The 18,646-nt window shown below is 68.4% G+C and carries 14 protein-coding genes; 3 read left to right on the forward strand and 11 right to left on the reverse strand.

Translation table 11 applies throughout. From position 1 onward, the window contains the following. Nucleotides 1-117: 117 nt before the first annotated feature. The 4 genes from ACGTNG_RS10730 to ACGTNG_RS10745 form a co-directional block, all read right to left on the reverse strand. Nucleotides 118-4,065: a hybrid sensor histidine kinase/response regulator gene (locus ACGTNG_RS10730; protein WP_394577007.1), complete on the reverse strand. Its 3,948-nt coding sequence runs from the start codon at nt 4,063-4,065 to the stop codon at nt 118-120. Nucleotides 4,066-4,134: 69 nt separating this feature from the next. After that, nucleotides 4,135-4,650 carry a hypothetical protein gene (locus tag ACGTNG_RS10735; protein ID WP_394577009.1) on the reverse strand — a complete coding sequence of 172 codons (516 nt, stop codon included), beginning with the start codon at nt 4,648-4,650 and terminating at the stop codon, nt 4,135-4,137. A 115-nt stretch (nt 4,651-4,765) separates the two neighbouring features. Next, nucleotides 4,766-6,562 (reverse strand): sodium:solute symporter family protein, encoded by a 1,797-nt coding sequence (locus ACGTNG_RS10740; protein ID WP_394577010.1) that lies wholly within the window; start codon nt 6,560-6,562, stop codon nt 4,766-4,768. Nucleotides 6,563-6,568: 6 nt separating this feature from the next. Further along, nucleotides 6,569-6,829 (reverse strand): DUF4212 domain-containing protein, encoded by a 261-nt coding sequence (locus tag ACGTNG_RS10745; protein WP_108445087.1) that lies wholly within the window; start codon nt 6,827-6,829, stop codon nt 6,569-6,571. Nucleotides 6,830-7,355: 526 nt separating this feature from the next. Between ACGTNG_RS10745 and ACGTNG_RS10750 the strand changes: the two genes are divergently transcribed. From ACGTNG_RS10750 to ttcA, 3 genes are all read left to right on the forward strand, one after another. Further along, the gene (locus tag ACGTNG_RS10750; protein ID WP_394577011.1) at nt 7,356-9,179 is read left to right on the forward strand and encodes a putative nucleotidyltransferase substrate binding domain-containing protein; all 1,824 of its coding nucleotides are present in this window, start codon (nt 7,356-7,358) and stop codon (nt 9,177-9,179) included. A 62-nt stretch (nt 9,180-9,241) separates the two neighbouring features. Continuing rightward, entirely contained in the window at nt 9,242-9,868 is a 627-nt protein-coding gene (locus tag ACGTNG_RS10755; RefSeq protein ID WP_394577012.1) for a 3'-5' exonuclease, read from the forward strand. A gap of 95 nt (nt 9,869-9,963) precedes the next feature. Then, nucleotides 9,964-10,875, forward strand: a complete 912-nt coding sequence (gene ttcA / locus ACGTNG_RS10760) for a tRNA 2-thiocytidine(32) synthetase TtcA (protein ID WP_394577013.1) — start codon at nt 9,964-9,966, stop codon at nt 10,873-10,875. Between the two features lie 130 nt (nt 10,876-11,005). On the opposite strand, the gene fnr is transcribed toward ttcA, so the two are convergent. The 7 genes from fnr to ccoG all read right to left on the reverse strand — a co-directional run bounded on the left by fnr (nt 11,006) and on the right by ccoG (nt 18,633). Further along, entirely contained in the window at nt 11,006-11,749 is a 744-nt protein-coding gene (gene fnr / locus ACGTNG_RS10765) for a fumarate/nitrate reduction transcriptional regulator Fnr (RefSeq protein WP_394577014.1), read from the reverse strand. A gap of 67 nt (nt 11,750-11,816) precedes the next feature. Then, the gene (gene hemN / locus ACGTNG_RS10770; protein WP_394577015.1) at nt 11,817-13,172 is read right to left on the reverse strand and encodes an oxygen-independent coproporphyrinogen III oxidase; all 1,356 of its coding nucleotides are present in this window, start codon (nt 13,170-13,172) and stop codon (nt 11,817-11,819) included. A 91-nt stretch (nt 13,173-13,263) separates the two neighbouring features. Next, entirely contained in the window at nt 13,264-13,962 is a 699-nt protein-coding gene (locus ACGTNG_RS10775; RefSeq protein ID WP_394577016.1) for a sulfite exporter TauE/SafE family protein, read from the reverse strand. Further along, the gene (gene ccoS / locus ACGTNG_RS10780) at nt 13,962-14,210 is read right to left on the reverse strand and encodes a cbb3-type cytochrome oxidase assembly protein CcoS (RefSeq protein ID WP_394577017.1); all 249 of its coding nucleotides are present in this window, start codon (nt 14,208-14,210) and stop codon (nt 13,962-13,964) included. The genes ACGTNG_RS10775 and ccoS overlap by 1 nt, the downstream gene beginning before the upstream one ends. Further along, complete coding sequence (locus tag ACGTNG_RS10785; RefSeq protein WP_394577018.1) at nt 14,207-16,687, reverse strand: heavy metal translocating P-type ATPase; 2,481 nt, start codon at nt 16,685-16,687, stop codon at nt 14,207-14,209. Before ACGTNG_RS10785 ends, ccoS begins: the two co-directional genes overlap by 4 nt. Further along, nucleotides 16,688-17,200, reverse strand: a complete 513-nt coding sequence (locus ACGTNG_RS10790) for a FixH family protein (RefSeq protein ID WP_394577020.1) — start codon at nt 17,198-17,200, stop codon at nt 16,688-16,690. Continuing rightward, nucleotides 17,200-18,633, reverse strand: coding sequence for a cytochrome c oxidase accessory protein CcoG (ccoG, locus tag ACGTNG_RS10795; RefSeq protein ID WP_394577021.1), 1,434 nt, complete (start codon nt 18,631-18,633; stop codon nt 17,200-17,202). Before ccoG ends, ACGTNG_RS10790 begins: the two co-directional genes overlap by 1 nt. Nucleotides 18,634-18,646 lie beyond the last annotated feature (13 nt).

Genomic DNA, 18,646 nt, shown 5'->3' on the forward strand with positions numbered 1-18,646 from the left:
CGGATCGCCTCCGGCGGGGCGTTGCGTTGATGGGGCTTTCGCTAGCGGAGCTTTCGTGAGCGGGCCTGTGCTCGATCGGGCCTCGACCGAACGAGCACTGGCCGCCTGGTCGCGGCGCTAGGAGTGTCGCTCCGCCCGGCTGGCCTGCAGGGTGCGGGTGAGCAGGGCGCGCAGCGCGGCTGGGCGCACCGGCTTCAACAGCAGCTGATAGCCCGCCCGCTTGATCTCCTCGGCGACCTCCTCGGTGCGATCGGCGGTGATCACGATGCCCGGCACGGCCACCTCCAGCCGATCGCCCAGGGCCTCCAGGGCCATCAGGCCGGTGACCTCGTTGTCCAGGTGGTAGTCGGCGAGGATCGCGTCCGGGCCGCCGTCCAGGTGGCGTAGCACCGACTTGGCGCCGCCGATGGTCGTCGCCGTGAAGACCTCGCAGCCCCAGCCCGAGAGCATCGCCTTCATGCCCTCGAGGATCAGCGACTCGTTGTCGATACACAGGATGCGCGTGCCGTCGAGCTTGTTGCCGGCCCGCTTCGGCGCGGCGTCCTCGGCCTGCTGGGTCGCGGTGCGCGGTGCCACCGTCGGCACGCTGACCGAGAACATGGTGCCGACGCCCTCCCGGGAGCGCACCCGGATGGGGTGGTCGAGCACCCGGGCCATGCGGTCGGCGATGGAGAGGCCGAGCCCCAGCCCCTTCTCGCTCTCCTTGTGCCGGGTGGCCTGATCGAGGCGCCGGAACTCCTGGAAGATCTCGGCCTGCTTGGCCTCGGGAATCCCCGGGCCGGAGTCCCACACCTCGATGGTGAGCCGGTCGCCGTGGCGGCGACAGCCCAGCAGCACGCGACCCGCCTGGGTGTAGCGGATGGCATTCGACAGGAAGTTCTGGACGATCCGGCGCAGCATCTGGGGATCGCTGTCGACCCACTGGCCGGTCGGCACCACCACCAGGTCCAGCCCGCGCTCCTCGGCCATCACCGCGAACTCGGCACGCAGCGGCCGGATGATGTCGGCCAGGGCGAAGTGGCTGCGCCGCGGCGTCAGGGCGCCGGCATCGAGCTTGGAGATGTCGAGCAGGGTGCCGAGCAGCTCCTCGGCGGCCTGCAGGGAGTTGTCGATATGGCCGATGGTGCGCTTCATGTCCTCGGCGTCCATCTCCTGGGCCAGCGCCGAGGTGAAGAGCCGCGCGGCGTTGAGCGGCTGCAGCAGGTCGTGGCTGGCGGCGGCCAGGAAACGCGTCTTGGAGGCGTTGGCGTCCTCGGCGAGCTGCTTGGCCTGGCGCAGGGCCAGCTCCGCCTCGGCACGCACGCGGTTCTCCTGGCGCAGCGCGGCGTTGGCCTCGGAGAGCGCCTGGGTGCGCTCGCGCACGCGCTCCTCGAGGGTCTCGTTGGTCTCCTTCAGCGCGATCTCGGCCCGCCGCCGCTCGGTGATGTCCTGATAGAGGGCGAAGAAGCCGAGGATGGCCCCGCTGTCGCCGAAGTGCGGCGTGTAGGTGACCAGCATGTAGCGCCGCGCCTCGCCGATGGGCAGCGAGACCTCGAAGTTCACCCGCTCGCCGGCCAGCGCGCGCTCGATCCAGGGGGCCCGCTCGCGGGCCATGTCGGGGGCGATGACCTCATCGATGCGCTTGCCGATCACGGCGTTGCGGTCGATCTCGAAGGCCTGCTCGTAGGCGCGGTTGGTGAAGAGGTAGCGACACTCCTTGTCGAAGTAGGCGATCAGCGCCGGGACGTTATCCGTGTAGATGCGGATGTTGTTCTCCGAGCGGATCAGCGCCTCCTCGATGCGCTTCTGCTGGGTGATGTCCTGGTAGGTGTAGACGAAGCCTCCGCCCGGCATGGGGTTGCCCTGGACCTCCAGCACGCTGCCGTCCTGGCGGTAGCGCACGTAGCGGTGCGGCTGGCCCTCGCGGATGTTGTCGATCAGCAGCCGTACGTGCTCCTCGGGGTCGCCGGGGCCGTACTCGCCGTTGTGGGCGTTGTAGCGGAAGATCTTGTCCATCGGCGCGCCGACGCGGATCAGGTGGTCGGGGAAGCGGAACAGCTCCAGGTAGCGCTGGTTCCACACCACCAGGCGCAGGTTCTGGTCGACCACGCTGATGCCCTGGTTGATGTTCTCGATGGTGGCCTGCAGCAGGGCGCGGTTGAACTCCAGTACCTGGGAGGCCTCGTCGACGATGGAGATCACGTCGGAGATGCCGATGCCGCGGCCCTGCAGGGCGGAGTTGACGACGATGCGTGCCGAGGAGGCGCCGAGCACCGAGGCGAGGAAGCGTTCGGTGAACTGGATGACGTCGATGGAGGCCCGGGTGTTGTCCTCCAGCGGCTTGCCGGTGCGCCGGGCATAGTCGTCGAAGGCGCGGCTCACCTGGCCGGCGCCCAGGAAGCGCTCGCACAGCACCTTCAGATCGCCCACGGTGGTGGCGCCGGTCCAGGGGCGGTTCACCGAGGTCTGGCGGGTCTCGACGCTGTCGACGAACAGCGAGGCCTGGATGCGCTCGACCACCCGCTGCGGGGTCATCTGGGAGACGAAGATGTAGCAGAAGAGGTTCACCCCCAGCGAGAGCATCACGCCATGGGTGAAGCTGTCGCCGACGTTGAGGCCGAACAGCGAGGTGGGGGCCAGCCAGGCGATGTCCAGGGGGCCGCCGTCGGCCCAGTCGAGCGGCAGCACGCCGGTGGTGATCATGGTCGGCATCAGCAGGCTGTAGGCCCAGATGGCGAAGCCGGCGTTCATGCCGACGATCACCCCGAGCCGGTTGCCGCGTTTCCAGTAGAGGCCGCCGATCAGCGCCGGGGCGAACTGCGCCGCGGCGGCGAACGAGAGCATGCCGATGTTGGCCAGCGAGCTGAACTCGCCGATCATGTGGTAGACGCCGTAGGCCATCGCCAGGATCACCACGATGGTGATGCGCCGGGCGCGCAGCACCAGGCGGCCGTAGTCGCGGGGCTTGGTATCGAACCAGCGCAGGCGGAACAGCGCCGGGATGACGATCTCGTTGGAGATCATGATCGAGACCGCCACGGCGGCGACGATCACCATGCCGGTGGCCGCCGAGAAGCCGCCGATGAAGGTCAGCAGCGTCAGCCAGGCGTTGTCGGCCGCCATCGGCAGGGCGAGCACGTAGGTGTCGGGCTCGATGCGGCTCTCGGAGAAGATGGTCAGGCCTGCCGCGGCGATCGGGATGACGAAGAAGGCGAAGGCCAGCAGGTAGAGCGGGAAGAGCCAGCGCGCCTTGGTGGCGTCGTCGCGGTGGATGTTCTCGACCACCGCGACGTGGAACTGGCGGGGCAGGCAGAGGATCGCCAGCATCGCCAGCAGGGTCTGGGCCCAGAAGCTCTGGCCGAAGTCCTGGTCGGCGAGCTGGCGCTGCAGCGCCAGCTGTTCCTCGGCGCGGCCCAACAGGTCGCCCAGGCCGTCGAACATGCCCCAGGTGACGTAGGCCCCCAGCGCCAGGAAGGCCACCAGCTTGACCAGCGACTCGAAGGCCACGGCGTGGATCAGCCCCTCGTGGTGCTCGGTGGCATCGGTGTGGCGGGTGCCGAAGAGGATGGCGAAGGCGGCCATCACCACCGCCACGTAGAAGGCGGTGTCGCCGAACAGCGGGGCCCGGGTGATGTCCGAGGCCGAGGTGATCACGCTGAAGGAGGTCGAGACCGCCTTCAGCTGCAGGGCGATGTAGGGCAGGGTGCCGATCAGCGCCACCAGGCTCGCGAAGGCCGCCAGCGACTGGGTCTTGCCGTAGCGCGAGGCGATGAAGTCGGCGATGGAGGTGACGTTCTGGTGCTTGGCGACGCGGATCATCTTGGCCAGCACCGGCCAGAACAGCAGCAGGGTGAGGATCGGCCCGACGAAGATGCTGGCGAACGACCAGCCGGACGTGGCCGCCTGGCCCACGGCGCCGTGGAAGGTCCAGGAGGTGCAGTAGATGGCCAGCGCCAGGCTGTAGATCACCGGGCGGCGTCGGCTCGCCCCGTGCTGGCGGGCGTGGCGGTCGCCGCGCCAGGCGATGGCGAACAGCACGGTGATGTAGAGCAGCGAAACGACGATCAGCAGCCAGCCGGCGAACATGCACTCAACTCCCTTCCGAAGGCGCCCATTCTAGGGCAAGGCCGGTGCGCTGGGCAGCCGTCTCACGGTTCAGGCCCGTGGGCAGAGCACCCCATAGAGCGGGGCGGACGGCTCGAGGCGGCGCATCGCCTCGGTGGCGGGAGTGCGCGCCTCGCCCTCGAGGGGCAGCATCTCCCGGGTCGCGCAGTTCATCAGCCAGGCCTGGTGGCTCACCTGATCCACGTACTCCTTCTCGAAGCGGTAGAGCAGGAACTCGACCAGCCGTTCGCCGTTCGCCCGGCTGACCGCCAGCTGGTCCTGCTCGACGATGGTGAAGGCCGTGGTCATCGGGAAGAGGAAGGTCCAGGGGCGCCAGAAGACCTGGCTCTGCTCCACGTCGACCACCTCGGCCGAGTCGGGCAGCTGCTGGCGCTTGTGCTCGAACCAGGAGTACTCGTGGTGGATCTGGTAGGCCAGCATGCCGAGGCCGGCGCAGACCGGGACGATCCAGCGCGGCAGGCGCTTGCCGCTGGCCAGGCGCAGGATCAGTCCGACCCCCGCGGCGCCGAGGCCGGCGAAGACCGCCGCAATCAGGTGCCAAATCATAGATCATTCATCCTTAAAGCAATCGGGCTTCCCTGAGGAAGCCCGATCGGGTGAGGTTCCAAGGCCCGGACTGGCCGGGCCAGGGGGCCATTATGGCCCAGAAGGTCCTAAGACGTCAGTGCCCGGTAGCGACACCCGCGCCCTTGGGATAGCGAACGCTCTCCACCAGGTCCTGGATCTCCTGCGGAGGCTCCTCGGTGGCGTTGGAGACGGTGAAGGCGACCGCGAAGTTGAAGATCGCGCCGACCGCACCGAAGGAGAGCGGTGAGATGCCGAAGATCCAGTTATCCGGCGTGTTGGGCAGCATGTTGGTGCCCGGAATGAAGAGCCAGCCCAGGTAGGTGAAGATGTAGAGCAGGGTCGTACCGAGACCGGTCAGCATGCCCGCGACGGCGCCCTTGTTGTTCACCCGCTTGGAGAAGATGCCCATCATCAGCACCGGGAACAGCGAGGCACCGGCGATCCCGAAGGCCAGGGCGACGGTCTGCGCCGCGAAGCCGGGCGGGTTCAGGCCGAGGTAGGTCGCCAGCAGGATGGCACCGGCCATGGAGATGCGTGCCGCCAGCATCTCGCCTTTCTCGGTGATCTTCGGGTTGATCATGGTCTTGATCAGGTCGTGGCTGACCGCCGAGGAGATGGCCAGCAGCAGACCGGCGGCCGTGGAGAGCGCCGCGGCGATGCCGCCCGCCGCGATCAGGCCGATGACCCAGCTGGGCAGGTTGGCGATCTCGGGGTTGGCGAGTACCAGGATGTCGTTGTTGACGTTGAGCTCGCTGCCGTTCCAGCCGCGCTGTTCGGCGGTGTCGGCGAAGGCCTCGCTGCCATCGTTGTAGACCTGGATGCGACCGTCGTTGTTCTTGTCCTCGTACTGGATCAGGCCGGTCTCTTCCCAGGTCCGCACCCACTCGGGACGCTCCTCGTAGCGGATCGGGTTGGTGGCGGCGTCCTCATAGCTCTCGACCTGGCCGGCCATGTCCGGATAGACGGTGGTCATCAGGTTCAGGCGCGCCATGGAGCCCACGGCGGGCGCGGTCAGGTAGAGCAGGGCGATGAAGACCAGGGCCCAGCCGGCGGACCAGCGCGCGTCGGCCACCTTCGGCACGGTGAAGAAGCGAATGATGACGTGGGGCAGGCCCGCGGTACCGACCATCAGCGACAGGGTGAACAGCACCATGTTCAGCTTGTTGTCGACGTCGGCCGTGTAGTCGCGGAAGCCGAGCGCGTTGACCACGTCGTCGAGCTTCTCGAGCAGCGGCACGCCGGACTCGGTGTGGGTGCTGAACATGCCCAGCCCCGGAATCGGGTTACCGGTCAGCTCCAGCGCGATGAACACCGCCGGGATGGTGTAGGCGATGATCAGCACGACGTACTGGGCGACCTGGGTGTAGGTGATGCCCTTCATGCCACCGAACACGGCATACAGGAAGACGATGAAGGCGGCGATCCAGATGCCCCAGGTGTTGCTGACCTCGAGGAAGCGCGAGAAGGCCACGCCGGCACCGGTCATCTGGCCGATGACGTAGGTGATCGAGGCGACGATCAGGCAGATGACCGCGACCAGGCGGGCGGTGTTGCTGTAGAAGCGGTCCCCGATGAAGTCCGGCACCGTGAACTTGCCGAACTTGCGCAGGTAGGGTGCCAGCAGCATGGCCAGGATGACGTAGCCCCCGGTCCAGCCCATCAGGAAGGTGGAGTTGGCGTAGCCCCCGGAGGCCAGCAGGCCGGCCATGGAGATGAAGGAGGCGGCGGACATCCAGTCGGCGGCGGTAGCCATGCCGTTGGTGACCGGATGCACGCCGCCGCCGGCGACGTAGAAGTCCTTGGTCGACCCGGCGCGTGCCCAGATCGCGATGCCGATGTAGAGGGCGAACGAGGCCCCTACGAACAGCAGGTTGATGGCAAACTGACTCATGCTGGCTTACTCCCCGAGTCCGAACTGTTTATCGAGACGGTTCATCTTCCAGGCGTAGAAGAAGATGATGCCGATGAAGGTCAGGATCGATCCCTGCTGGGCGAACCAGAAGCCCAGGTCCGTTCCTCCTACTGGAATGCCAGCCAGCAGCGGGCGAAACAGGATGGCGCAGCCGTACGACACGAAGGCCCAGACGATCAGGCACCCCGTGATCAGGCGTACGTTCGCCTTCCAGTAAGCAGCGGCATTAGACTTGTCGTCTGCCATAGTGTTGCTCTCCACTTGTTGTTGAGATTGGAAAGTTGTCCGGAGTGTTTGCATCACTCATCAGGACAGTCGTGCCGACGGAACAGCCTCGATGGCGGAGTCTGGACCGGCTGTCATCGGGTGGCCCGCGGCCGGTCCTCGTAATGTGTCGACGCGGGAATGCCCTGTATGGCTCATGCACAAGTCTGGGCAGCAAACGCCTAAAATAAATCCCAGACTTTCGTATCATGATGTCAAACCGATGCAGGGTCTTTTTTTGAAAGACTTTTTAATCAATGGCTTGCGTCATTATTTAGAAAGCGTTTTTGTTCCCTTTGGGGTGCGCATAGGACGATGGTATAGCCCGGAAATGTCGCCGGGTTGAGGGGCGTCGGAGCGCGGTGTTTGACCATGGTCTAAGGCGGCCAGGTTAGGACGATTGTCTAGGTCTTTAGGCCACTCCGACTTTGCTATCTTTAAGGCTTGCTGGACGCCGAGTGTGCCGAGGTCAGCGGGGTGGTCAACGCCGCGCAACGAGGACAGCCCCATGGTCGATGTAGAACTCTCCCACCCCCCCTTCACCTTCCTCGACGAGGAAGGTCGCGAGCGCGTTCGCCGCAGCATCGACCTGGCCTATTACGACCGCGAGGAGATCATCCTCGATGCCGGCCAGGCCGGCGAGTATCTGTTCCTGATCCACAAGGGCGAGGTCGCCGAGCTGGACCCGACCCTGCCCGGCGCCCAGTCGCACATCGGCCACTACACGGCCGGCGACCTGTTCGGCGCCATCAGCATCCTCAACGGCAAGAGCCGCTATCGCTTCCGGGCCGAGCAGGAGTGTCTCTGCTACCTGCTGCCCAAGGGCGTGTTCAAGCAGCTCTGCTCGGCCTACCCGGCCTTCGCCGAGTTCTTCCGCCAGCGCCTGGCCCAGAAGACGCGTCTGCTCACCGAGCGTCGCGCCGAGGGCGGCGTGACCATGGCGGGCTTCATGCTGGCCCGCGTCAGGGAGTGCATGCGACCGCCCCTGCTGGTGGCGGCCGGCACCCGCCTGGCCGAGGCGGTGCATACCCTGAATGACAGCCATGCCGACAGCCTGCTGGTCGAGGGCGAGCAGGGGCCGGGCATGGTCACCAAGACCGACCTGCTCAACGCCCTGGTCCTCGAGGGCCTGACGCAGCAGAGCCCGGTGCAGGACGTGGCGCACTTCGCGCTGGTCACGGCGACGCCCGAGCAGTACCTGTTCGAGGTGCTGGTCCAGATGACCCGCTTCAAGGTGGAGCGGGTCGTGGTCATGGAGGACGACCGGCCCTGTGGCGTGGTCGAGCTGACCGACGTGCTCAGCTACTTCTCGAGCCGCAGCTACGTGGTGAGTCTGCAGGTGGAGCAGGCGAACAGCCTGGAGTCGCTGGCCACCGCCAGCCGCCGAACGCCGGAGCTGGTCAAGGCGCTGATGGCCCAGGGGGTCAAGTTGCGCTTCGCCATGGGGCTGCTGGCCGCCCTCAATGGGCGCATCATCAACAAGGCCTGGGGCTTTCTGATCGACGAGCGTTACCACTCGGAGAGCTGCCTGATGGTGATGGGCAGCGAGGGACGCGGCGAGCAGATCCTGAAGACCGACCAGGACAACGGCCTGATACTGGCCGACGATCTCGACTGGCCCGACTGCCAGGAACAGATGCAGCGCCTCACCGAGACGCTGATCGAACTGGGCTACCCGCCGTGCCCCGGCGACATCATGGTCTCCAACCCCGAGTGGGTGGGCACCGAGAGCCAGTGGCGCGGGCGCATCGCCCAGTGGGCGGCGAAGCGCGACGGCGAGAGCCTCATGCGCCTGGCGATCCTGCTCGACGCCCATGCCGTGGCCGGCAACGCCTCGCTGCTCGCGCGGCTGCGCGAGGAGCTCTTCGAGCGCTGCAGCCGCGACGAGATCCTGCTCTCCTACTTCGCCCGCACGGCGCTGCGCTTCTCCACGCCGCTGACCCTGTTCGGCTCGCTGAAGAAGCCCCAGCACGGCGTGGACATCAAGAAGGGCGGCATCTTCCCCATCGTCCACGGGGTGCGCACCCTGGCGCTCGAGCGGCGCATCACGGCGACCTCGACGCTTGAGCGGCTCGAGGCGCTGGTCGCCGATGGCCGCCTGGAGGAGCGCTTCGCGGAGGACCTGGGCGAGGCCCTGTCGCTGTTCACCGAGCTGAGGCTTCGCCAGCAGCTCGAGCGCCTCGACGACCCTGAGGGCAAGGGCGAGGAGCCCGACCGGGTGGTGGTGCAGGAGCTCTCCTCCCTGGAGCGGGACCTGCTCCGCGAGGCCCTGCATATCGTCAAGGAGTTCAAGCAGCGGATCTCGCACCGCTTTCACCTGGAATATTCCTGACCGGCGACGCGCTCGCCGTCGAATGTCTCACCGACGCACCACGACACCAGGAGGTTTGACCGATGCTCAGGGCCCTGCGCCGCGCCGCCGATCGACGCCGTCAGGTAGACGGCGATCACGGCTGGCTCTTCGCGCCCTATACCGGCGAGGAGCTGGTCGCCATCGACTGCGTGACCACCGGTCCCGACCCGCGTCGGGCCGAGCTGGTGTCGCTGGCCGCGGTGCGCCTGCGCGGTGACCGGGTCCTGACCAGCGACTCCCTCGACCTGCGGCTCGCCCGTCCCGCCAGTCTCTCTGGCGATTCGATCCGCCTGCACGGCCTGCGCGGCATCGACCTGGCCGAGGGGGCCGGCATCGACGAGGCGCTGGCACAGTTCCTGGACTTCGTCGGCAATCGCCCACTGATCGGCTGGCGCCTGGACGATGACCTGACGCTGCTCAACCGCTACCTGCGGCCGCGCTTCGGCTTCGACCTGCCCAACGCCTGCATCGACGTGGCCCAGGCCTACTATCGCCGGCTGAACCGCCACCACCCCGAACTCGCCACCCGGCCGCGCTTCGAGCAGGTGGCCGAGCGCCTGGGCGTGCCGGTGATGGGGCGGCACACGGCGCTCGGTGACGCCGTGACCACGGCGCTGATCCACCTGCGCCTGACGCGCAGCCCGCCCGAGGTCGAGCGTTTCAGCTGATCCTCGCGGCACGGGCGGGCCCTCGTCGCCTGTCGGCGGCGAGAATGGTAGGATAGCGCCCGCCATTTTCCAGCCGCCCAGGCAGCGCCGATACCATGCCAGACGCCCTGATGTTCGATCCCCGCGAGACCGCCCCGCGCCCCGTCGCCGACCCCGCGACCCCTCCCGACGAGCTCGATGCGTCGGACAAGCGCGCGTTCAACAAGCTGCAGAAGCGGCTGCGTCGCCAGGTGGGCAACGCCATCATCGACTACGGGATGATTCACGAGGGTGACCGGGTGATGGTCTGCCTCTCCGGGGGCAAGGACAGCTACACCCTGCTGGAGATCCTGCGCAGCCTGCAGCGCAACGCGCCGGTGAACTTCTCCCTGGTGGCGGTCAACCTGGATCAGAAGCAGCCCGGCTTCCCCGAGCACGTGCTGCCCGAGTACCTGGACAGGCTCGACGTCGAGTATCACATCCTCGAGCGCGACACCTACTCGGTGGTCAAGGAGAAGACGCCCGAGGGCAAGACCACCTGCGCGCTCTGCTCGCGGCTGCGGCGCGGTTCCCTTTACGGCTTCGCCGAGGAGATCGGGGCCACCAAGGTGGCGCTGGGGCACCACCGCGAGGACATCCTCGAGACGCTGTTCCTCAACATGTTCTTCGGCGGCAGCCTCAAGGCGATGCCCCCCAAGCTGCTCTCCGACGACGGCCGCAACATGGTGATCCGGCCGCTGGCCTACTGCCGGGAAGCCGATATCGCCGAGTTCGCCCGCTGGATGGCGTTCCCGATCATTCCCTGCAACCTCTGCGGCTCCCAGCCGAACCTGCAGCGCCAGGTGGTCAAGGAGATGCTGGCCGAGTGGGAGGTCAAGCATCCGGGGCGGCTCGAGAGCATGTTCAAGGCGGTCACCAACGTGGCACCCTCCCAGCTGGCCGACCGGGAACTCTTCGACTTCGCCGGCCTCGAGGAGAAGCAGGCGCGCGTCAATGCCGATCGCATCGCGCTGCACAACGAGCCCTGATCCGCGGCGGTGACACTTCGTGTCATCAAGGGGCTTCAGCAACGTGAGATCGCCCAATAGGCGAGCATGAAAAAAACCCCGGTGACCTCTTCGGTCGCCGGGGTTTTTCGTGTCGGGACGGGCGTGGCGCCTAGCGGCAGCCCTCCTGTTCGGCCACCTCGATCAGCGCCTCCAGGTCGAGGATGTTGACCTCGCGACCGGAGACGGCCACCAGGCCCTGGGACTGGAAGCGACTCAGGATACGGCTGACGGTCTCCACCGCGAGCCCCAGGTAGTTGCCGATGTCGGCCCGCGACATGGAGAGCCGAAAGCTGTAGGGCGAGTAGCCGCGCCGCCGGAAGCGGTCGGAGAGGCTGGTGAAGAAGGTCGCCAGCCGCTGGTCGGCGGTCTTGCGCGACAGCAGGCGCATCATGCGGCGGTCGTCGCGCATCTCCTTGCTCATGCTGCGGTAGAGCTGGCCGCGCAGCTCCGGCAGGGACTCGGAGAGGGCATCGAGGCGATCGAAGGGGATCTCGCAGACCGTGGTGGTCTCCAGCGCTACCACCGTGCCCGGATAGCGCTCCTCGTCGATGCCGTCGAGGCCCACCAGCTCGCTGGGCAGGTAGAAGTTGGTCAGCTGGTCCTCGCCGCTGCCCTCGGTGGTCACCTGCTTCAGGCTCCCCGAGCGCACCGCGAAGACGCTGGTGAACGGGGTGCCCTGGCGAAACAGCGCCTCGCCCTTCTTCAACGGCGGTCGACGGCGGATGATGGCCTCGAACTGGTCCATGTCCTTCACTTCGAGTGCCAGCGGCAGGCAGAGCGAGCTCAGGCTGCAGGTCTGGCAGCGTGTCTCGTTCAACAGGGGACGGCGCCTGACGGTCGCTGAGTCGGGCATGCTCTCCTCCATGAATGATGACTCAGGTCATAGTATGGGGGATTGTCGCCCACTGGCAAAGCACCCCTTAGGAGGTAGGCGATGCCTGCCGTGGCGATGGCGCGGGGAGGTAGGCGTCGAAGGCGCTGGCCAGCTGTCTGACCACCAGCCGACCGGCGGATGTGACCAGGAGTCGCTGGCCATGGCGTTCCACCAGCCCTTCTCCCTCGGCGAGTGCCAGGCGTGAGAGGGGTTCGGCGAGGTGGGCCGTGGCGTCAAGGCCGAAGGCGTCGCCGAGGGACGCCAGGTCGAGATGGAGGTCGCACGTCAGCTGCTCGATGGCGGCGCTGCGCAGCCGGTCGTCCAGGCTCAGGCGGTGTCCGCCGGCGGTGGGCAGCTGGCCCCGGTCCAGGGCCGCCTCGTACGCCTCGAGCCGCTGCGGGTTGCGCACGTGCAGCGCCTCCAGTCGGGAGACCGCCATCACCCCCAGCCCCACCAGGTCGTGGCGCTCGCGCCCGGCCTCTAGGGCCTGGGCGAGGCGGTCATCGCCCCGCACGAAGCGGTCGTGGCCGAGGTGCACGTAGCCTGCGGCCGCGAGCCTCTCGATGGCCGCCTGCAGCATCCCCTGAACTTCCTGCGGGGCGGGCAGGTCCTCGGGGCGGATCCGACGCTGCCGGGGGAAGCGCTCGGGCTGGTGGTGGTAGTGAAACAGCGACAGCCGCGACGGCGCCATGGCGATCACCTGCTCCAGGGTGGCGGCGAAGCCGTCGCGGGTCTGGCGGGGGAGGCCGAGGATCAGGTTCAGGTTGACGGAGGTGAAGCCCAGCCGGTCCGCCTCGTCGAGCAGCTGTTCGGTCAGGTCGCGACCCTGCTGGCGATTGATCGCCTGCTGGACCTCGGGATCCAGGTCGAGCACCTCGAGGCTCAGCCGGTTGAAGCCCAGCGCCTCGAGATGACGCAGGGTGAAGACATCGGCCTCGCGGGGGTCGATCTCGATCAGGTACTCCCGGTCACGATCGCCGGCCAGCCGGAAGCGGGCATCCAGACGATCGATCAGGTCGCCCATCTGGTCCAGGGTCAGGAAGGTCGGCGTGCCGCCGCCCCACTGCAGGGCGCGGATCTCCCGGCCAGCGTCCAGGTGGCGACCGGTCAGCACCATCTCGCGGTCGAGGCGGCTGAGATACGCCTCGGCCAGGCGGGTATCCGAGGTGGTGACCGGCCGGCGGGTGCAGTGAAAGCAGGCCTGCTGGCAGAAGGGCAGGTGGACGTAGAGCGACAGTGGGCGCGCCGCGGCGTTGCTGTGCTCGAGTGCCCGGCGATATTCCTCGGCGCCGATGTGCTCGCCCATCGCCTGGGGCGTGGGGTAGAAGGCATAGGCGGGGGCCGGCGAGGCCGCCGCGAAGGGGGCCTCGCTACCGGATGCGGTAAACGCGCGAGCGGGCATGGTCGGCCCTCCGGAGGGAAACATGCCTTCATGCTAGCGAGGCCCCCGTCGCGGCGCGTTGAGCTGCGTCAAGCGAAGCCGCGATCGGCGCTCAGTGCATCGACGCGCCGGGCAGCAGCGTCCACAACTGCCAGAGGGCGAAGGCGATGATCGACAGCGCGGCCAGGGTGCGGGTGGCCGGATGGCGGATCAGGGCGCCGAGTTGGCGTGCGGCGAGGCCGGTGGCCAGCAGGGCCGGCAGGGTGCCGAGGCCGAAGGCGCCCATCAGGGTCGCGCCGCGCAAGGGGTCGGCGATCGCCAGGCTCCAGGCGAGCATCGAGTAGACCAGGCCGCACGGCAGCCAGCCCCAGACGGCGCCCAGGGCGAATGCCTGGGGCACCCGCACCACCGGCATCAGGCGCCGCCCCACGGGCTCGAGGTGACGCCACAGGCGCCTGCCGACCGCTTCGACCCTGAGTAGCCCCTTCCACCAGTCGGCGATGTAGAGCGCCATCAGGATCAGCATCACCGCGGCCAGCGCCTGCAGTCCCAGGCGCGCCTGGGGGCTCAGGGCGATCAGCGTGCCGAGCCCCGCCGCCAGGGCGCCGGCCATCATGTAGCTCGTGATGCGGCCCAGGTTGTAGCCGAGCAGCAGCCCCGAGAGGCGGGCCGGACTTCGCATGCTGGGCGGCACGGCGAAGGTCAGGGCGCTCATGATGCCGCCGCACATGCCGATGCAGTGGGCGCCGCCGAGCAGGCCGAAGACGAAGGCCGCCGCCAGCGGGGGAAGGTCGAGGCCGGTGGGATCCATCAGTCGCGGCGGCCGTCGTCTCGGCGGTCCTCGTCGCGAGGCGCGTCGGCACCGGGATCGGCGTCGGACGAATCGCGCGGCTGGCGTGGCTGGCGCGGGCGATCGTTCTCGTCCTCGTCGAAGAGGATGCGGTAGGCGGGGCCTTCGAGGTCCTCGAACTGATCGTGGCGGACGGCCCAGAAGAAGGCCCAGACTGCCAGTCCCAGCAGGATCAGCGAGAGGGGGATCAGCAGGTAGAGGATGTTCATGCGTTCACCAGCCTGGGGGAGTCGGCGCCGGCGGGGCGATCGGGTCCGGCGCGAGTCAGGCGCAGGGCGTTGCCGACGACGACCAGCGAGCTCGCCGACATGCCGATGGCGGCGAGCCAGGGGGGCACGAAGCCCATCGCCGCCAGGGGCAGCGCCGAGACGTTGTAGATCAGCGACCACGCCAGGTTCTGGCGGATGATGCGCCGGGTGGCGCGGCTGGTCGCGATGGCCTCGACGATACGCCCCAGGCGCGGGCCGAGCAAGACGGCGTCGGCGCGGGTGCGGGCGAGGTCGGTGGCGCCGTTCATGGCGATGGCCACGTCGGCGCCGGCCAGCACCGGCACGTCGTTGATGCCGTCGCCGACCATGGCCACTCGTTCGCCGGCGGCCTGCAGCGAGCGGATGCGCGCCAGCTTGTCCTCCGGGGAGGCCGCCGCCTGCCAGGTCGCGATACCCAGACGCCGGGCCAGGGCCGCCACCGCCGACTCGGTGTCGCCGGAGAGCAGCTCCACCGCGAGGCCGCGCGCCTTCAGGGCCTCGACGGTCTCCCGGGCATCCTCGCGCAGGCGATCGTGAAGGCAGAACCAGGCGCGGGGAGCGCCATCCTCGGCCAGCAGCAGCCACTGGCCCTCGCCGGGCGGGGCGGGCACTGCCTCGGGGGCGGCGAAGGTCGGCGTGCCGAGCCGCCAGCGACGCCCGGTGATGCGGCCCTCCAGGCCCTGGCCGGGGCGGCTCAGTACCTCGTCGGCGGTGACGGTGGCCTCGCGGAAGGTCCGGAAGGCGCGGGCGATGGGGTGCTCGGACTGCGCCTCCAGGGCGGCCGCCACGGCACGCGCCTGCGTCTCCTCCAGGGCGTCGCCGATCGGCCGGGTCTCCACCAGGCTCATCTCGCCGCTGGTCAGGGTGCCGGTCTTGTCGAAGATCACCCGATCGAGCTGCGACAGCGCCTCCAGGGCGTCGGCACGGGTGATCAGCACCCCGCGGCGGTGCAGCCGGCCGTGCCCCGCGGTCAGGGCCGTGGGCGTGGCCAGCGCCAGGGCGCAGGGGCAGGTCACCACCAGCACCGAGAGGGTGACCCACAGCATGCGGTCGGGGTCGATGAACCACCAGGCGACGGCCACGCCGACGGAGATCAGCAGCACCTGCAGCACGAAGTGATGCGCCATGCGCGCCGCCAGCTGGGCGATGCGCGGCCGGCTGGCGAAGGCGCGGTCGGTGAGATCGACGATGCCGGCGACCCGGGCCTCGGCCCCGGCATGGGTGACGCGCACCGTCAGCGGGCTCTCGATGTTCTGGCTGCCGCCGGTGACGCGATCGCCGACGCGTCTCGTCACCGGCAGGTATTCGCCGGTGAGCATCGACTCGTCGAGGCTCGATTCGCCGCTCTCGATCACGCCGTCGGCCGGCACGCCGTGACCGGGCTTGACCAGCACCCGGTCGCCGGCGGCGAGCTCGCTGGAGGGCAGGATGCGCTCCTCGCCCGCCTCGGTGAGGCGGATCGCCGAGAGGGGCAGGGCACCGGAGAGGGCGTTGCCGCTGTGGCCGCTGCGCCGCCGGGCGCGCACCTCGATGTAGCGGCCGAACAGCAGGAAGAAGGTGAACATGGCCACCGAATCGAAATAGACGTCGCCGTGTCCGACGATCACCGCATAGCCGCTGGCCAGGTAGGCGCCGCCGATGGCCAGCGACACCGGCACGTCCATGCCCAGGGTGCGGGTCTTCAGGTCGCGCAGGGCATTGGCGAAGAACGGCTGAGCCGAGAAGAGCACCACCGGGGTGGCCAGGGCGAAGGAGAGCCAGTGGAAGAGGGCGTCGAAGTCGGCGCCGAGCTCGCCGGGATCCGCCACGTAGATCGGGATCGAGAACATCAGCACCTGCATCATCGCCACCGCGGCGATGATCAGCCGGCGCACGTTCATGCGCTCCTCGTGCTGCAGCCGGCTCTGGGCCGCATCGGGCTCGTAGGGCTGGGCCGGGTAGCCGATGGCGGCCATCTCGGCGAGGATCCGCGACAGGGCCACCCGCTCGGGGTCCCAGCTGACCCGCAGGCGATGGTGGGAGAGGTTGACGGCGCTGGCCTCGATGCCGGGAAGGGCGTTGAGGCGGTGCTCGATCAGCCAGGCGCAGGCCGCGCAGGTGATGCCGTCCACCGCCAGGGTGGCGTGCACGCCGCCACCCTCGGCGTCGGGATGCACGAAGCGCGCCTGCAGGCCGGGGTCGTCGAAGACCGCCCAGGTCTCGGCGTGCACCGCCTGGCGATCATCCGGCCGCTCGGGCAGCTCGGTGCGAAAGCGGTAGTAGCTTTCGAGGCCGCCGTCGATGATGGCGTGGGCCACGGCCTCGCAACCGGGGCAGCACAGCGGCTGGCGCTCCTCGTCCAGGGTGATCGACCAGGGCGCGCCCACGGGGACCCGGCTGCCGCAGTGGTAGCAGCCGGGCGCGTCGGTCGTCGGGGAGGGCGTGGCGGTCGCGGTCATCTAGATGCCGGGGGAGAGCGAGATCTCGCCTTCCGTCGGGAAGCGCGCCTCGCCGGTCAGGCGCCACTCGGCGTCCCGGCCCTCGGTGGGCTGCAGATGCAGGTACCAGCGGTAGTTCAGCGGCTGGTCGATCGAGGTCACGTAGCGCCCGTCGCGCACGTGCTCGAGCACCAGCGAGCGGTCGCGGCTGCTCTCGGTGGGGAAGATCAGCTCGAGATGGAGCCGCTCCGGCCGGCGCTCGCCCGCCAGGTCGATGACGATGTCGCCGGTGCGGGGGTCGGCGCGCATGACCGCCTCGAGGCCCAGCTGGCGGGCGTGCTCCTGCTTGGCCAGCTGCTCGTTGATGGCCAGTCCCTGCTTGTAGTAGTCCTGTTCCACCGTGCCGTCGTAGAAGTGAATCGACAGCACCAGGTAGGTGACGCTGAAGGTCACCGACGAGGCCAGCAGGCCGATCAGGAACCACGGCCAGAACTGCTTGTACCAGGGGGGGATGCTTTGCGGCTCCGCACTCATCAGCGGGTCTCTCCTAGGAAACGGCTGTCACGTTCGATGGCGATGTCGGCATCCGTCGCCTCGAGGCGCAGGATGATCTCGGCGCTGGGCCGGTCGATGGACTCGGGCGGCGCGCTGGCCTGGACCACCAGCTGGCGTGATTCGCTGGCCGGCACGCTGACCTCCTGGGTGTCGAGGGTCAGGCCGGGCAGACCGGAGGCCTCCAGCCGGTAATCGTGCGCGCGATTGTCGAGGTTGCGCACGGTGATGGTGTAGACGTTGCTGATGCGCCCGTCGCGGGTCATCTGGAACAGCTGGGTGCGCTCGCGCTCGACGTCGAAGCCCAGCGGCGTGCGGTCGGCCACCGCCCAGGCGAAGACGCCGATCATCACCAGCAGGGCGGCGAGGTAGCCCATCAGGCGCGGGCGCAGGATGTGCGTCGGCCGGCCCTCGAGGGCGTTCTCGGTGGTGTAGCGGATCAGCCCGCGAGGGTAGCCCATCTTATCCATCACGCTGTCGCAGGCGTCGATGCAGGCCGCACAGGTGATGCACTCGTACTGCAGGCCGTCGCGGATGTCGATGCCGGTGGGACAGACCTGCACGCAGAGGTCGCAGTCGATGCAGTCGCCATGGCCGGCGGCCTGTGCCTGCTCATGACTCAGCGTCTTCTTGCGCGGGCCGCGCGGCTCGCCGCGGGCGCTGTCGTAGGAGACGATCAGGGTGTCGCGGTCGAACATCACCGACTGGAAGCGGGCGTAGGGGCACATGTAGATGCACACCTGCTCGCGCAGCCAGCCGGCGTTGAGGTAGGTGAAGACCAGAAAGAAGCCGACCCAGAAGTAGGACCAGCCGTGGGCCTCGAGGGTCGGCAGCTCCACGACCAGGTCGCGGATCGGCGTGAAGTAGCCGACGAAGGTGAGGCCGGTGGCCAGCGCGATCGCGAGCCAGATGGCGTGCTTGGCGCCCTTGCGCCACAGCTTGTCGGCGTTCATCGGCTGCTTGTCGAGCTTGATGCGGCGGTTGCGCGAGCCCTCCAGGCGATGCTCGACCCAGATGAACAGGAAGGTCCAGACGCTCTGGGGGCAGGTGTAGCCGCACCAGACGCGCCCGGCGAAGACCGTGATGAAGAACAGGCCGAAGGCGCAGATGATCAGCAGCCAGGAGAGCAGCATGAACTCCTGGGGATAGAAGGTCGCCGAGAAGATGTGAAACTCCCGACCGGGCAGATCGAACCAGATGGCCGGCCGGTCGCCCCAGGGCACCCAGGGCAGCAGGAAGAAGGCCAGCATCAGCGCCCAGTTGGACGCGCGCCGCAGGCGCTGGAAGAAGCCCTTGATCTCGCGGACGTAGATATGCCGCCGGCTCTCGTACATGTGCTGGGTGACCGCCTCGTTCGGCGCGTGGTGCTGCACCGGATCCGGGGTGACATCGTGGGTCGGGATCTTCTCGCTCATGGCAGGCTCGTGG

This window comes from Halomonas sp. B23F22_3, assembly GCF_043496965.1.
Taxonomy (GTDB): Bacteria; Pseudomonadota; Gammaproteobacteria; order Pseudomonadales; family Halomonadaceae; genus Halomonas.

Bases quoted from the DNA above. Each gene is read 5' to 3' on its own strand.
- ACGTNG_RS10785 (WP_394577018.1), bottom strand. From the start codon at position 16,687: ATGACCGCGACCGCCACGCCCTCCCCGACGACCGACGCGCCCGGCTGC.
- ACGTNG_RS10755 (WP_394577012.1), top strand. From the start codon at position 9,242: ATGCTCAGGGCCCTGCGCCGCGCCGCCGATCGACGCCGTCAGGTAGAC.
- ACGTNG_RS10745 (WP_108445087.1), bottom strand. From the start codon at position 6,829: ATGGCAGACGACAAGTCTAATGCCGCTGCTTACTGGAAGGCGAACGTA.
- ACGTNG_RS10730 (WP_394577007.1), bottom strand. From the start codon at position 4,065: ATGTTCGCCGGCTGGCTGCTGATCGTCGTTTCGCTGCTCTACATCACC.
- fnr (WP_394577014.1), bottom strand. From the start codon at position 11,749: ATGCCCGACTCAGCGACCGTCAGGCGCCGTCCCCTGTTGAACGAGACA.
- ACGTNG_RS10775 (WP_394577016.1), bottom strand. From the start codon at position 13,962: ATGGATCCCACCGGCCTCGACCTTCCCCCGCTGGCGGCGGCCTTCGTC.
- hemN (WP_394577015.1), bottom strand. From the start codon at position 13,172: ATGCCCGCTCGCGCGTTTACCGCATCCGGTAGCGAGGCCCCCTTCGCG.
- ACGTNG_RS10735 (WP_394577009.1), bottom strand. From the start codon at position 4,650: ATGATTTGGCACCTGATTGCGGCGGTCTTCGCCGGCCTCGGCGCCGCG.
- ttcA (WP_394577013.1), top strand. From the start codon at position 9,964: ATGCCAGACGCCCTGATGTTCGATCCCCGCGAGACCGCCCCGCGCCCC.
- ccoG (WP_394577021.1), bottom strand. From the start codon at position 18,633: ATGAGCGAGAAGATCCCGACCCACGATGTCACCCCGGATCCGGTGCAG.
- ccoS (WP_394577017.1), bottom strand. From the start codon at position 14,210: ATGAACATCCTCTACCTGCTGATCCCCCTCTCGCTGATCCTGCTGGGA.
- ACGTNG_RS10790 (WP_394577020.1), bottom strand. From the start codon at position 17,200: ATGAGTGCGGAGCCGCAAAGCATCCCCCCCTGGTACAAGCAGTTCTGG.
- ACGTNG_RS10750 (WP_394577011.1), top strand. From the start codon at position 7,356: ATGGTCGATGTAGAACTCTCCCACCCCCCCTTCACCTTCCTCGACGAG.
- ACGTNG_RS10740 (WP_394577010.1), bottom strand. From the start codon at position 6,562: ATGAGTCAGTTTGCCATCAACCTGCTGTTCGTAGGGGCCTCGTTCGCC.